Genomic DNA, 13792 nt, shown 5'->3' with positions numbered 1-13792 from the left:
GTCAGCACAGGCCTTCCCGCACCCTCAGGAGCGGCAGGCCCGCCGCGTACCGCCGGAGAAAGCCAGCGGTCGGAGTGTCCGCCGTCGCGACGGCGTCCGGGGTGCCCTCCGCGACCACCGCACCCCCGTCCGGACCGGCTCCCGGACCCAGGTCGATCACCCAGTCCGCGGACGCGGCGACGGGGATGTCATGTTCGGCCACGACGACGGTGTTGCCCGAGTCGAGCAACACATCGAGCGCATCCACCACCTGCTGGATGTCAGACGGGTGCAGGCCTGAGACGGGCTCGTCGAGAACGACGAGGCCGGCCCTGTGGCTCGCAGCACCGCGCTGGATGGCGGACGCCAGCCTCAGCCGCTGCGCTTCGCCGCCGGACAACTCCGTGGCGCTCTGGCCGAGTTGAAGATAGCCGAGCCCGACCTGGTTCAAGGCTCCCAGAGTCTCTGCGAGCTGCCGGGGCTCGGAAAACTGCTCCACGGCCTCGGCGACGGTCAGCTCCAGCACCTGATCGATTGCCAACCCCTGATACCTGATTTCCAAAGCCTCCGGCTTGTAACGCCGGCCCTCGCACGCGTCGCAGACCACCCACACATCCGGCAGAAAGTGCATGTCGACCAACTTGCGGCCATAACCGGTGCAGGTCTCACAGCGGCCGCCGCCCGCGGTGTTGAAGCTGAACCAGGAGGCGTTGACCCCGCGCCCGCGCGCCACCCAGGTCTCGGCGAACAGCTTGCGGACAATGTCGAACGCCTTGCTGTACGTGGCCGGGTTGGATCGCGGCGTCCGCCCGAGTGGTTCCTGATCGACGACAGCGACCCAGCTGAACCCCTCGATGCCGGTCACCTCCCGCACCGTGTCGGTCGCCGTTCCGTTCAGGGCGGCCTCCACGCCCGCCCCGAGCGCGCCGAGCAGGCTGCTCTTACCGCTGCCGCTCACCCCGGTCAGGCAGGTGAGCCGACCCGCAGGGAAACGCACCAGGTCCGCGGTCACGTTGTGCGCACGCAGGCCGTGCAGCTCCACCCAGCCGATGTCAGCTCCGGCCGGGCGACGCGTCCGGCACAGCCGCGGCCCCTCACCGGCCAGATACCGCCCGGTCAGCGACTTCGGGTGGGCGGCCGCGTCGGCGGGAGGCCCTGACACCAGGACCTCACCGCCGAGTCGGCCCGCTCCGGGCCCCATATCGATCACCCAGTCGGCCCGGGCGATCAGCTCAGGGTCATGCTCGACGAGGAGCACCGTGTTGCCGGCCTCGCGCAGCTCCAGGGCGATGTCGAGCAACTGCGCCTTGTCCGCCGGATGCAGCCCGGTCCCGGGCTCGTCCAGGACGAAGATGATGCCGCTCAGCTCGGTGCTGAGCTGGGCGGCGAGTCGGGTCCGCTGCAACTCACCCCCGGACAGCGTCGCCGCGCTCCGGGACAGCTGGAGGTGGGCCAGGCCGAGCCGGTCGAGGATTCCGAGCCGTCGGCCCAGGTCTTGCAGCAGCGGCTCACCCACCTCGCGCTGCCGGGCGCCCAGGTCGTCCGCCACGCGCTTCACCCAGCTGCGAACCTCCCGTACTTCCACCTCGAGCAGGTCGGGGTACGTCAGCCCGCCGAGCCGCACGGACCGGGCTACCTGGTCGTACCCGCTGCCGCCGCAGGTGCCGCAGGGCTGCTTGTGCATGTACGGCAGGTAGCGGTGCTTGGCGCTGGACGTCTGGGCGTTCATGAACACCCGCTCCACCTCGGCGAGCGCGCCCCGCAGCGGCTGGCTCGAGGTGTAGGTCATCAGGGCCGTCTCATTCTTGTTCGGGATGTCGACGGTCGCCTCGATTTTCTCGTCACCCGTGCCGTGCAGGACGCAGTGGCGGAACTCCTCCGGCAGCGACTGCCACGGCCGGCCGAGGTCCACGCCCTGCTTCTCGGCAAGCGCCGGCACGAACGCGTGCTCCCCCGACCGCCACTTCGCGTACCAGGGTGAGGCCCCCTCGAAGAGCGGAAGCTCCGGGTGGGTGATGACCAGGTCCTCCTGCGCCTGCCAGCGCCCGCCCACCCCGTGGCAGTTCGCACAGCTCCCTTCCGGCGTATTGCGGTCGAAGTGAGCGGTCGTCAAATGTCCGTCGCCACTCCCCGCCGCCGGGTCCGAGCCGATGCCCGGAAGGCGCGAGTACAGCAGCCCCAGGTGCCCGTCGATGCCGGTGATCGTCGCGACCGTGGAGCGGGGGTTGCGGTTCAGACGGCGCTGGTCGACCGCGAGCGTCGCGCCGAGCCCCAGGATGCGGTCGACCTTCGGCCGATTGCGCTGGGTGATGTACTGCCGTACGAACGGCGAAAGCCCCTCCAGATACCGCAGCTGGGCTTCGTTGTGCAGGGTGTCGATGGCCAGCGAGGTCTTGCCGCTGCCGCTCACTCCGGTGAAGGCGACGAGCTGCCCCTTGGGGATGCTCACGGACACGTCCCGCAGATTGTTGGTACGGGCACCCACAACGTCGATGGTCTCGCGCCCCGTGCTCGCGACGTCCCGTACGAATGCAGTCAACCTTCGTCCACCTCTCGCAATGCAGCAGGGCATGGGCGGAGAGGCCCTCCACCCATGCCGTACAAACCGGTCACGCCACTACGCGGCGGCAGGTCGGATCAGGACTGGGACGCCGCAGTGAGCTTCGCGATGTCGGGGGCGTAGACGGTCATCCAGTGCGGATGCAGCCGGTAGTAGACAATGTCGTTGTCCCAGTCGAAGGAGTCTTCGCCGTAGAAGTCCTTGAAGTACGCGAGCAGGTCCGGCCAGTCGTCGGCCGGTTCGCCGTCCTGGGGGTTGAGGGTCTCCACCGTGCCGTGCGTGAACACGCCCAGGTCCTCACCGCGCATGTGTGCGGCGCTGGCGGCGGACCGGACGGCGAGGTGGCGGGCCTTGGCGGCGTCGCGTGCCGTGCCGAAGTGCCACTTCCCATGCAGGAAGTGCCCGTCCACGCCGCTGATCCGCGGCTCGCCCTTCGCCGTCACGGTGGCCAGGGCGAGGGTGCACATGCCGGTGAGAACCTGGGTGAGCTGCTCGGCGGTAAGGCTGCGCTCGCTGTTGATGATCGAGCGGAGGTGTGAGGTGGAGCGGGAGAGGGAGGTGTCAAGGAGGGCCTGAAGCTCATTGAGCTCTTCTGGCGTTTCGCGCATGGAGATCCTCATCTGTCCGTGGTGTCACCGGTCCACGACCACCATCGACGCGGACCGGTGACACCATGCTTGACCAAAAACCTGACACCTTGTGTCGCATTTCTTCACCCATCTTGCGGGTACCACCGGCCGCCAGGCCGGACGTCACACACGGCGACGGCGGCCTCACCTACTCCTCGCCCATGCGGCGGCCGGCGCAGTAGGCGGTCTGCCGACACCAGTCGGAGCAGCTTGTGGCGCGTCGGTCATGGCTCGGCGTCGATCATGGCTCGACAATGCCCTCGTGACGCATGCCGACCTCACCGTGGCGCAGTGGCGGGATCGTACCGACGAGTCAGCCAGGCGGATCGCACAGTCGATCGCCGATCGGCGTGACCTGAAGCTGGTGCAGGTCTACCCGCGCGAGTACGCGGGCCGGTCGCACCGCGTGGCGTTGTTCGAGCGGGAAGGCCAGCGATTCGCCCTGGTGCCGGGTGCGCAGGTGCAGCTCGGTTACGACGGTGGCCGGTTTGCGCCGTCGCCCGAGCAGGCAGCCAGCTATGCGGAGAGCGCCGACGAGTACGGGCTGCCGGAACTCGCGGAGCTCTTGAGTAGCATGACGTCGCCGGTGCGGACGGTGGAGCTTCCGGCGATGCTCGTGGCCGTCGAGGCGATGGACGCAGGCGTGAGTTTCCTGAGCCCGGACGATCCACACGTGCGGGAGTTGCTCGCCGAGGCCGGTGTTCGACGAGGCGGCGGGACAATGTCGATGCGACGCTCCGGCGGCGTGAAGATCGAATTTGACGAGGGTGGCCAGGTCCGTAGCGCACGTCTCGTGCGGCAGGTGTCGTACGACGACGCGCTGTGTGAGGCGGCGGATCTGGGGTTGCGGCCGGCAACGCCGGATGAGTGGGAGTACGCCTGCGGCGCGGGGGCCACGACCTTGTTCCGGTGGGGAGACGACAGCCGTGACGACGGCTATCCCTACGATCACCCGGTCGGCCCGCACCGGGACGCAAACCTGTGGGGACTCGCCATCGGTCAGGACCCATACCGGCACGAGTGGACCAGTGAACGCACGATCGTGTGCGGCGGTGATGGTGGCGGTGCGACCTGTGGCGGTAGCGGCTTCTTCCTGGGCTGGCTGACCTTGGCCACGGCCTACCGGGACACAAACTTCGGCTTGTGGCTCAACTCAAAGGACGGGTACGTCGACCGGCTCCTCCTGCGCCCGGTCATCGACCTCACCTGAACCTGCGTCTACCAGACGGCGTGGCGAGAGCCGCCGCCGCCGGGCTTTCGCGATTGAAGCTCGACGACCAGCGACAGCGCGACTTCCGTGCGTACGGACCGCCCGTCGGTCTGTGTCCGGCGATCTGTGCTGCCTGATTCGGTTAGGTATTCAGCTGGGTGGTCTCCCGGGCGACCGAGCGTCGCCGGACCCTGGCGGCGAGGTCCACGACGAGCGAGCGGACCGCCGCGAAGCAGCGGTTCGTCGGGACCAGCATCTGCTGCTTCAGGCGGGTGGTGCGCTGGTGCTTGGTGATGAACGGGCGTAGTCGGGCTTCCCAGACGCCCATGGCGGCGTTGATGTCGTCGGGGTTCTCTCGCAAGGCCCGGCCGAGTTCAGCGCCACCCTTGAGGGAGGCGCTGGCTCCCATACCTGAGTAGAGGTTCAGGCACCATGCCGCATCGCCGAGCAGCATCACCCGTCCCTGGCTCCACCGCGGCATCCGCACCTGGTGCACCGAGTCGAACAGATAGTCGGTGGCCTGCGGCAGGGAGTCCAGGACGTACCGCACGGCGGGATCGTCCATGCCCTGGTAGACCGTGCGCAAACGCTCGATTGGCTCATCGGTGAATTCGGCGTCGATGTCCTTGACGCAGTAGGTCAGCAGCGCCGTCGGCGCCCGGTCGGCCAGCGCGAACACCCACGCCGCCCGCTTGGAGCGGGCGCTGATGATGCTGTCCTGCGGAGCGAAGCCGGGTACCTGCTCGGGCAGCTGGAAGGCGCAGATCATCGCGTTCCAGTTCGTCATGAAGCGCTCGTGCGGGCCGAACACCATCTGGCGCACGCTCGAGCGCAGCCCGTCCGCGCCGATGACGAGGTCGAAGGACTCGTTGTACCGGGTGCTGGTGGCGGCGTCGCTGAGCCGTACCTCCACGCTGTCGTAGCCTTCGGTGATCTCCACAGGTGTGGTGGCGTACCGGACCTCGATGTCGCTCTCACCCGGCGCCGGCTCGGTGATCCCGTGCCAGAGCGCGGCTTCGATGTCGCCGCGCAGCACCGCGCTCGGTCGTCCGGGCTGGTCGAGGAAGCCCAGACCAGGTTTGCGGGTCCCGTCGCGCTTCAGGGACCATACGGTCCCGCTGTCCGGGGTGCGGGTGCGCAGGTAGTCGGCGATGCCGAGGTCATCGGCCGCCTGCCTGCCGTCGGGAAGCAGGCCGATGAAATAGCCGCCGGTTCGGCGCTCCGGAGCCCGCTCGATGATCACCGGCGCCCATCCGGCTCGGCGTAGCCCGATCGCCGTGGCCATGCCCGCGATCCCCAATCCCACGATCAGTGCGCGCTTCTGCATGAATCACTCCTTGGTGATGCGGACGCACTGCCGGAGGGCAGGTGGGATTGTTCGGCGTCTGGCACGCCAGTTCTCGGAGGACCGCCCGTCGTGGCAGACACAGTGGGCGATCCTCCAGACGAACTACGGCACCAGGACGATGCGCTCGTCTGTCTCGGCGGTCCACGCTTGCGAGATCTCCGCGAGTGGGATGCGCCGGGCCCGCACCTCGATCGCGCCCCCGGCCACCGTGGCGGCCAACTCCGGCAGCTCTCGAAGAGTGATGATGGTTGGTAATGCCAACAATGTCAAGGGCGGATGCCCCGCCGCTCGATCGGCGCTGACCTTCCGAGTCACCGCGAGCGGGGGTGGCGGTTGTGATCAGGGTGGCGGCGGGGCGGCGGCAGCAAGCGCGATGACCTCCGCTGAGTAGTTGGTCTTACCAACTTTCGATACTTTTGGTTGGCATTGCTAACCATGTCAATTAGCATGTGGACATGGCTACCGATGTGCCGGCTGGCGTCTCCACAGACCCTCTCGTGGACGCCCTCGTCCGCAACGCCTTCCAGGTGATGGGCGTGCTCACCCGGGTCGGCGCCGAGCATGACCTGTCGTTGACGCAACTGCGGGTCTTTGGCCTGCTGCGCGATCGCAGGCCGCGGATGACCGAGTTGGCCACATTCCTCGGCCTGGACAAGTCGACGATGTCCGGCTTGATTGACCGTGCCGAGCGCCGGGGACTGCTCGCACGTGGCAAGAGCGCCGAGGACCGCCGAGCCGTTGACGTGTTCCTCACCGCGGCCGGACTTGAACTGACCGAGCGGCTTTACGACGAGGTCAGGGCCGCGCTGCTGCCGGCAACCGGCCGTCTGGACCCGGAGCAGCGCCATCGGCTCACCGAACTGATCGAACCGGTCCTCAATCCTGTCACTGGCGCCGGGGAGCCCTCGCCGAAGAGAATCCCGGCGCGCTACCCGGAGCTCGCTGCCGACTGATGGTCGTCCAACGCGACCCGGCAGACGTTTCTCTCGGCCCTGAGAGGCCTCCTGCCGGGCTCCGCGTGCAATGGCGGCGCCCCTCTGGGCGGAGCGTCTCCTGGAGGGCGTTTACACCCGGCTGGGCAACTGGGCGATCGCCGTGGTGTTTTCAGGCCAGCAGGTGCTCGCGCATCTTCGCGCCCAGATTGATCCCACCTGTTGCCCGAGAGTTGGTCGGATCGTGCACGTCGAGGGTGTTGTTGCGGCGCATGAGCTCACGGATCGGAGGTGGCAGCCGGGGCGGGTCGCCCATGGCTGCGAGGACCTGTCCGGCGCTTGAGATCAGTCGATCGGCCAGGGCGGCGGCGTCGGTGTCTACTCGCACTCGGCCGTACTCCCAGCCGGCGGTGGTGAGGTCGAGCACCTCGAACACGCGGGTCACAAGCGGGTTCGGGTTGGTCACCCGGTCGAGCCGGGGTGCCTGGCTGCCGACCACCGCGATGGCGGCGGCCACCTGCGCGTACGGGTGGAAGCCGCACGGCAAAGTGAACAGTGGCCAGCGTAGGGCTGGGCCGGCCTCTTTCCACAGCGGTCGGTAGTTCCGGCGGTGCACCAGGAGCCGCCGGCCCGTTCGTCGGTGTATTTCGTGGGCCTGGGCCTGTAGGTCCGTGTGGGCCTCGTCGGCGACCTGGCTCACGATCCGGGCCGCCACCACCAAGCCGTCGTCGCCGTTCAGCATCCCGGTGATCGCCTGGACCTGCTCGGGGAACCGGATTTGCGCGTGGGCGCCGTACCGGTACTGGACGTCCCGTAGCAGCGCATGCTGCCGTCCCGGATCGAGTTGGACCCGCCCGCCGCCCAGCAACCGCTGGAGCCAACGCATTTCGCCTCGTTTCAGCAGAGCCGTCCCAGACTGCGGCAATGCTAGTGCGTAGGACTGTTCTCGTGGCTGAAGGGGTGGCTGAACGATCCCTTTGACGTTGATAGCGGTGCGCTCGCACGCGGACGACGAGGCGACGAGCACCAGCGGCATCCCCGCCCGGTACGCGGCGGAGGGGAGCACGACCGTGCTCGTCCCTCTTGCAAGTCGACCCTCGGTGCGTGTAAAGCTGCTGGCCAACCCGGTGTGGCGCGTGAGAGTACGGGCATTTGGCTGATCCGGTCGGGGGCCGTTGCCGGACGATGTGCTGGTCACCTTGTTGGCCGAGCTCGACGGCCCGCCCTCCGACCCGCAATCCAGCCGGGACTAGCTGCTCAGGAGGTGACCCTCGCCGCCGCCGTGGCGGACCGCGTTGGTGGTCAGCTTGCATCGGCTCCAACGCCTTGTCGGCTGCGTCCGTCCTCGGACGGGCGAGGATCGCAACCACGCCTGGTTGCGGTCCGAAGCAGCCTCGATGTTTCCGCTGCGCCTGGTCCTCGGACCCGGCGAGGATCGCAACTCGCAGAAGCCGGGCTGGGAGAACCGGCCCTGCTGCGCCCGGTCTCCGGTGCTTGTGGTTGCTGGGTATTGGTCGCGCCGGATTGCTCAGGCCCCTTGAGTGCGCCGTGCGATCTTAGGATTTGCGCCGTGCCGAACCCGTTCAAGATCATGTACTTGCGCGGGTTTACGGCCTGTTCTGATGTGGCTAGGAGTGTGTGCAGGTCGTTCTGGTTCGCAGGGCGGCGACAGAGGCACGGATGATGATCAGCCGGGACTAATCGCATGGTACGGGCAGTCAGCACGGATCCGTCGGGCAACAGCGGCAGAGTGCGGGCGGTTGCGCGACCGGCATACCGGCCCGGCGAGCGCCTGGTACATGCGACCGATGTGTTCCGGCATCAGCAGTTGCCCATCCACGATGCGCGGCTGCGGGTCGGAGAATGCCACGACTACACGGACCCTCTCGTCCTGCCCAGTCGCGGTCACAGCAGGCGGCGGCGGGTCATGGTGCGGAGGGCCAGGTAGCCCGGCGGCACCGGAATCCAGAAGGTCGCGAGGCGGTAGATCAGGACGCCGGCGACAGCGGTGTCCAGCTGCACCCCGTAGAGCAGCAGGCCGGAGACGAGCGCGGCCTCGGTGGCGCCGAGTCCGCCGGGGGTGGGAGCGGCGGAGGCGACGCCCTCGCCGATGACGCAGACCAGGATCACCGGGGGCAGGAGCGTGAGGTCGACCGGCTGGCCGGTGGCGAGTAGGGCGAGGTAGAGGCAGAGGCCGTAGGTGAGGGTGAGCGCCACGGACGCGGCGACGAGCCGCCGGAGGCGGTGCTGGCGGGTCAGGGTGCGCAGGGCGGTGATGACCTGGCCGGCCGCCGCGCGTCCGCGGCGGCAGATCCGGGGGACGGCCAGGACGGCCGCCAGGACGAGCAGCGCGACGAGGGCGCCTGTCAAGCGGTGCGCGATACCTGCCCGGTGCAGCAGCGCCGCCTGTTCCCAGGCATCCCGTACGGCGGCGACCGGAACCGGCCCGACGACGGCGTCGAGCGCTGCGGCGTCGACGTACTCCTGCACCAGCAGGGCGTTGCCGCCGGGCGTGGTGGCGGTCGACACGACGGCTGGGACCCGGACGCCGGCCTGTGCCGCCAGCAGGGTCAGGTAGGTCTCGTGTTCGCTCTGCTGCTTGGCGCTCAGGTACGGCGGTGCGTCGGCGACGTGCCGGTAGCGCAGCTTCCGGTAGAGCTTGTAGGCACAGTCCGCGTCGCGTTGCTGCCCGCCGGTCACCTTCACGAACAGCCGCCGCCCGGCGGTGGTGACCGCCTGCCACGGCTGGGAGCCGCGGGCATCCCCGCGGATCGGTTCCAGCCGTCGCACGTCGAATCCGCGTCGCCGCAGCGCCTCGTGTAGATCGCGGGCGGACTGCTGCGGTCCGACCTCGCCGATGGCGAGCCTGGTCAGGCACACGGCGAGCCAGCCGACGAGGATCCCGCCGGCGGCGTCGACCGGCAGGTGCGCGCCGACGTGGATCCGCGCGACGGCGACTAGGGCGATCACCACCCACGCCAGGCGGCGCCAGCGGGGGCTGCCGGTCCGGGCCACGACGAGGGACAGGGCGGTGGCGACCGCGACGTGCCCCGACGGGTAGCCGAGCGCTCCGGTGATCGTGTCGCGGAGATTCGCGTCGGTCAGCAGCGCCGCCGGTCGTTGCCGGGCGACCGCGGCCTTCACGGCGAGCGCGAGCCAGTACGCGAGGTTCCCGGCCAGCAGGAGCCGCCACGCGATGCCGGTGCGCCGTAGGATGACGGCCGCCGCGGCGGCGACGAGCACCGCCGGGTACGAGCCAGCCTGCATGACGACGACCAGCACCGGGGCCAGCCCTGATCGCACGGTGCCGCTGGACGAGGTACGCGACCGCGTGCTGCAGCGGTTCACCGCCCTCAGCGACGAGGGGCATCGGGTACTCGGCCTCGCCGTCCGGACCATGCCGGACGCCGTCGTGGCCTCCACCGCCGACGAACGGGAGATGACCCTCGTCGGGCTGCTCGCCTTCCACGACCCGCCCCGCAGCGACGCCGCCGCCACGATCCGCCGACGCCGGATCAGACGATCTCCACTTCTGAAACACGGCCCAGCGGGCGCGTTCCTTGCGCACGGCACGGGATCAGCGGAAGCGGCCCAGGTGTTCGTGTAGGAACGCGTCCAGGGTGCGGGGCTCGCGGCCCAGGACGCGGGCGACCGTGTCGGTGGGTGACTCCGGGCGGGACACGGCCAGTTGCTGGATCTCCACAACGTGCTCGGCGAGCCACGGGGGCATGTGCGCGTGGTGGACGAGGTTTTCCCGCAGTTCGTGCGGGGCCAGGTCCACGTAGCGGACCGGGCGGCCGAGCAGGCGGGTCAGGGTTTCGGCGAGTCCGCCGTAGCCGACCGCCTCGCTCCCGGTGAGCACGTAGGTGCCGCCCGCGAGGTCGGCGCGCGTCAGCGCCGCGGCGGCGACGTCACCGATGTCGCGGCAGTCGACCCAGTTGCAGGGGGCGTCCCGCATCGCGCCTAGGACGACCCCCTGCGCGGCCACGGCCGGAGCCAGGAGCAGCAGGTTCTGCATGAACGCGTAGGGGCGGAGCACGGTGTGGGTGAGGCCGGACGCGCGCAGGTGTTCCTCGACGGCGTGGTGGCCGCGGGAGATGGCGACGGGGGAATCCGCTTCGGCGGCCGGATCGGAGATCTTGACGATGTGCTCGATGCCGCTGTCGGCGGCCGTGTCGACGACCCGCGTTTCGAGCTCGACCTGCGCCGGGCTGTTGGCCATGGCGAGGAAGAGTTGCCGGGCGCCCTTGAACGCGGCGCGCAGCGAGGCGGTGTCCGCGGCGTCGGCGGGCACGACCTCGACCAGGTCGCCGGCCGCGTCGCCGAGGTGGGCCCGCAGCCGGTCCGGGTCGCGGGTCAGCGCCCTGCTCGGCACGCCCGACGCGGCGAGGCTGCGCAGCAACGCGCCGCCGGTGGTTCCGGACGTTCCTATGATGACGATCATCGTGTGCCTTTCGGTCTTCCCCGGGGCAACCGAGGGGGGTGTCGATGTGTGTGCGGCCGCCGGGTCTGCTCCCGGCGCGGGCGGTGCGGGTAATACGGGGGTACGGGCGGTAGGGGGTACGGGGAGTACAGGCGGTGCGGGCTACGGCGGCCGTGGCTGTGCTCGCTGGGCCCCGCGCCAACGCCAGCTCACGATGCTCGCGGCGAGGGCCGCGGATATCGGCAGATCGAGCCGCAGCCGGGTGAGCCACGGGGTGTCGAGCACGCCGGTGTACGCGGGCAGCCATCGGGGGGCGAACCACCCGACGAGGCCGACGATCGCGGCCGCGCCGACGGCGAGCAGCGCGGCTAGGACGACGCGCGGTAGGGCCGTGGTCCACGGGCGCGGCCCCTTGCGGCGTTGCAGCCAGGGGTGCCGATCAGCAGCGCCACCACGGCCGAGGTGCCGGCGATGGACGTACAGGCCGCCACCGTCAGTTCGGCCTGCCCACCGGCGACTCCGCCAGCGCCGGCCATCAGGGCGGGGCGAGGTAGGCGACCAGCACCTCACGCCACAGGGTGAAGGGTCGAGCGGCGCGACGGCCAGCGGCGGTGTCTTTTCCTCGGGACACGGTGACCTCTGTTCCGCTTTCGCATGGGATCGACGGGGTGAGTCCGGACATAAGAGAGACCAACTTCCCGATTATGATTAGGCGGCTAACTATTGGCTATAAAATGGCAACAGCCCACACTGGCGGGCGGCTGTGGCTCGCGATTCGGATCGGATCGGTTCTTCGGATCGATACGCAGGGACATTCGGCCGGGCGGACTACTCCGCGGTCAGGGCACCGATTCCGCGAACGACCCGCAATAGCAGATCCAGAAACACTGCGCGCTCGTCGACGGTGAGCTCGCCCACCATTTCCTGAAGACGAGCGAAATGCTCGGGCGCCATGTCGCGCAACCGCTGCGCACCGCGAGCGGTCAGGACCACCACGGCGCCCCGCCCGTCCTCCGCGGACGGACGCCGAGCGACCAGACCCTCCCGCTCCAGTCCGTCGACCAGGCCGGTAACCGTGGCCCGCGAGACGCCGAGATCGGCCGCCAGGCGCGAGGGGGACTTCTCCCCGCCGCGATCCTCCAGATCCGCGAGCAGCCGGTATCGCCCGGTCGACAACCCATACCTCGCGAAGTGCACCTCGGCCGCCCGACCGAGCCGCGCCCCCGCCGAGATCAGCCGCACCGCGACGAGCACCGCCTGCGGGTCGCCCCCGAGACCGTAGTGCTCCAACTGCCGCCGGGCCTGATCCAGCGTGGGTGACTCGTGGTCGGTCTCGTCCCTTGCCATGCAAGTAATATGGCAGCTAACTACATTCCGGTCAACTGCCTGTGGCCGGTCGGCGGAGACCCGTGCGGCGACGAGTTGCTCGACCCACCGCCCCCGCCGCCGAGTAACCCGAACCCTCCCGAACCAATTGTCACCCACCATACCGGCCGAAAATTGTCACACCACCTGCATAGGGTCACAGGCCGTGACTGAACCTGCACAGCTTGCCCACGCCGCCGCAGAGTTCGCGGCCCGCAACAGCCTGACCGTCATCCCCGCCGCCCCGCACCACGACGCCGGACCCGAAGTCGTCATCGAACCGAAGGCCCTGGACCTACCCGGTTTCCTCACCCTCGCCGCGCAGCTCGGCGGCGGGATGCTCTACCTGGAGACGTCCCGGTTCAACCCCGACGACGAGGACGACAGCGGCGACGACGAGTTGCCGGAGCACCTGCTCAAGCGCAAGGGCCAGGCGTGCTGCGTCACCGTCGCGTTCGCCGCTAACGGCCTGGTCCACTTCTGGGAAAGCGACGCCGACTGGTACCAGGAGTGGCTGGCGCACGAGTTCGTGTCCAGCCGGTCCCCCGCCCAGCGCGAACGCGACGAACCGGCCCGGCCCAGCGACGAAGAACGCGCCCGGCTCGCTGGCGAACTCGTCGACAAGCTCCTCGCCGACCCCGAGTTCCGGGCCGCCAAACAGAGAGGCGAACGGCTGCGCTACGCCAAGGCCGCTATCCCGGCCGACACCCACGACTGGATCCGCTAAGCCACCCACCCCGATCCTGGCCAAGACCTGGGTCGACGCCGGCTTCAAGAACAAGGCCATCGAACGGCGCCACCCTCGGCCTCGACGTCGAAGCCGTCACCAAAGACCCACAGGTCAAAGGGTTCTCGGTGGTCAAACGCCGGCGGGTCGTCGAACGCAGCCTGGGCTGGATCATGCTGCACCGACGGCTGGCCCGCGACTACGAAGCCCTACCCGACAACTCCGCCAGCATGATCCGCATCGCGATCGTGCCAGAGCCAGATCCGACTGGCCGTTGACACTCGCACTTCCGACCGGTGAGGGACTGAGTCAATCGGCCGATGAGCCCCCCAACGCGTGACCAGCTTGACTGGATATGTCGCTTACGTGGAAATCCCCGCACGCGCGGTAGGCCCGCGACGAACCGCGGGAGCGCATTTCCTCAACCTAGCGCCACTATCCCCGTCGATGACGGAGATCAGCCCGGCCTTCGTTGCCCCAGGGACGCTCTTGACGGTTGACATCGCCCAACCTATCGTCTCATCAACCTGACACACTGAGTCACTCGAGGCGTCCGCCCGGGCCTCACGTGTTCACGATGGAGGCGGGATGGCGTCGAGGCGGAACCCTAAGAACGACA

General features: G+C 69.2%; 12 protein-coding genes and 1 pseudogene. 5 read left to right on the top strand and 8 right to left on the bottom strand.

From position 1 onward, the window contains the following. Position 1: 1 nt before the first annotated feature. Positions 2-2428 carry an excinuclease ABC subunit UvrA gene (locus tag OG617_RS00240; protein WP_405097620.1) on the bottom strand — a complete coding sequence of 809 codons (2427 nt, stop codon included), beginning with the start codon at positions 2426-2428 and terminating at the stop codon, positions 2-4. A gap of 188 nt (positions 2429-2616) precedes the next feature. Then, positions 2617-3147 carry a pyridoxamine 5'-phosphate oxidase family protein gene (locus OG617_RS00235; protein ID WP_405097618.1) on the bottom strand — a complete coding sequence of 177 codons (531 nt, stop codon included), beginning with the start codon at positions 3145-3147 and terminating at the stop codon, positions 2617-2619. Between the two features lie 283 nt (positions 3148-3430). On the opposite strand from OG617_RS00235, the gene OG617_RS00230 reads away from it, so the two are divergent. Then, positions 3431-4378: a hypothetical protein gene (locus OG617_RS00230; RefSeq protein WP_405097616.1), complete on the top strand. Its 948-nt coding sequence runs from the start codon at positions 3431-3433 to the stop codon at positions 4376-4378. 142 nt (positions 4379-4520) lie between these two features. On the opposite strand, the gene OG617_RS00225 is transcribed toward OG617_RS00230, so the two are convergent. Then, a complete protein-coding gene (locus OG617_RS00225) occupies positions 4521-5705 on the bottom strand; it encodes an FAD-dependent monooxygenase (RefSeq protein WP_405097614.1) in 1185 nt (394 codons plus the stop codon). A 123-nt stretch (positions 5706-5828) separates the two neighbouring features. Further along, on the bottom strand, positions 5829-5987 hold the full coding sequence (locus OG617_RS00220; RefSeq protein WP_405097612.1) for a hypothetical protein: 159 nt from the start codon (positions 5985-5987) through the stop codon (positions 5829-5831). A gap of 194 nt (positions 5988-6181) precedes the next feature. On the opposite strand from OG617_RS00220, the gene OG617_RS00215 reads away from it, so the two are divergent. Next, the gene (locus OG617_RS00215; protein ID WP_405097610.1) at positions 6182-6679 is read left to right on the top strand and encodes a MarR family winged helix-turn-helix transcriptional regulator; all 498 of its coding nucleotides are present in this window, start codon (positions 6182-6184) and stop codon (positions 6677-6679) included. A 151-nt stretch (positions 6680-6830) separates the two neighbouring features. On the opposite strand, the gene OG617_RS00210 is transcribed toward OG617_RS00215, so the two are convergent. Together OG617_RS00210 and OG617_RS00205 are read right to left on the bottom strand one after the other, a co-directional pair. Then, entirely contained in the window at positions 6831-7544 is a 714-nt protein-coding gene (locus OG617_RS00210) for a hypothetical protein (protein WP_405097608.1), read from the bottom strand. 1019 nt (positions 7545-8563) lie between these two features. Further along, positions 8564-9940: a phosphatase PAP2 family protein gene (locus OG617_RS00205; RefSeq protein WP_405097606.1), complete on the bottom strand. Its 1377-nt coding sequence runs from the start codon at positions 9938-9940 to the stop codon at positions 8564-8566. Here OG617_RS00205 and OG617_RS00200 point away from each other — a divergent pair. Then, entirely contained in the window at positions 9924-10265 is a 342-nt protein-coding gene (locus OG617_RS00200) for a hypothetical protein (protein WP_405097604.1), read from the top strand. The genes OG617_RS00205 and OG617_RS00200 overlap by 17 nt on opposite strands. Here OG617_RS00200 and OG617_RS00195 read toward each other — a convergent pair. Both OG617_RS00195 and OG617_RS00190 read right to left on the bottom strand, forming a co-directional pair. Then, a complete protein-coding gene (locus OG617_RS00195) occupies positions 10236-11102 on the bottom strand; it encodes an NmrA family NAD(P)-binding protein (protein ID WP_405097602.1) in 867 nt (288 codons plus the stop codon). The genes OG617_RS00200 and OG617_RS00195 overlap by 30 nt on opposite strands. A gap of 807 nt (positions 11103-11909) precedes the next feature. Continuing rightward, positions 11910-12428 (bottom strand): MarR family winged helix-turn-helix transcriptional regulator, encoded by a 519-nt coding sequence (locus OG617_RS00190; protein WP_405097600.1) that lies wholly within the window; start codon positions 12426-12428, stop codon positions 11910-11912. Between the two features lie 184 nt (positions 12429-12612). On the opposite strand from OG617_RS00190, the gene OG617_RS00185 reads away from it, so the two are divergent. Beyond that, entirely contained in the window at positions 12613-13173 is a 561-nt protein-coding gene (locus OG617_RS00185; protein ID WP_405097598.1) for a hypothetical protein, read from the top strand. After that, positions 13169-13451: pseudogene (locus OG617_RS00180) on the top strand (IS5/IS1182 family transposase); the annotation flags it as partial. The gene OG617_RS00185 and the pseudogene OG617_RS00180, both read left to right, overlap by 5 nt. Between the last annotated feature and the right edge of the window lie 341 nt (positions 13452-13792).

It is taken from the genome of Micromonospora sp. NBC_01412 (assembly GCF_045040215.1).
In the GTDB taxonomy this organism is placed as follows: Bacteria; Actinomycetota; Actinomycetes; order Mycobacteriales; family Micromonosporaceae; genus Micromonospora; species Micromonospora rubida.
The sequence above is the reverse complement of the archived record's forward strand: the minus strand, read 5'-3'. Positions and strand labels throughout refer to the sequence as shown.

Bases quoted from the DNA above. Each gene is read 5' to 3' on its own strand.
- OG617_RS00235 (WP_405097618.1), bottom strand. From the start codon at position 3,147: ATGCGCGAAACGCCAGAAGAGCTCAATGAGCTTCAGGCCCTCCTTGAC.
- OG617_RS00225 (WP_405097614.1), bottom strand. From the start codon at position 5,705: ATGCAGAAGCGCGCACTGATCGTGGGATTGGGGATCGCGGGCATGGCC.
- OG617_RS00215 (WP_405097610.1), top strand. From the start codon at position 6,182: ATGGCTACCGATGTGCCGGCTGGCGTCTCCACAGACCCTCTCGTGGAC.
- OG617_RS00210 (WP_405097608.1), bottom strand. From the start codon at position 7,544: ATGCGTTGGCTCCAGCGGTTGCTGGGCGGCGGGCGGGTCCAACTCGAT.
- OG617_RS00200 (WP_405097604.1), top strand. From the start codon at position 9,924: ATGACGACGACCAGCACCGGGGCCAGCCCTGATCGCACGGTGCCGCTG.
- OG617_RS00195 (WP_405097602.1), bottom strand. From the start codon at position 11,102: ATGATCGTCATCATAGGAACGTCCGGAACCACCGGCGGCGCGTTGCTG.
- OG617_RS00190 (WP_405097600.1), bottom strand. From the start codon at position 12,428: ATGGCAAGGGACGAGACCGACCACGAGTCACCCACGCTGGATCAGGCC.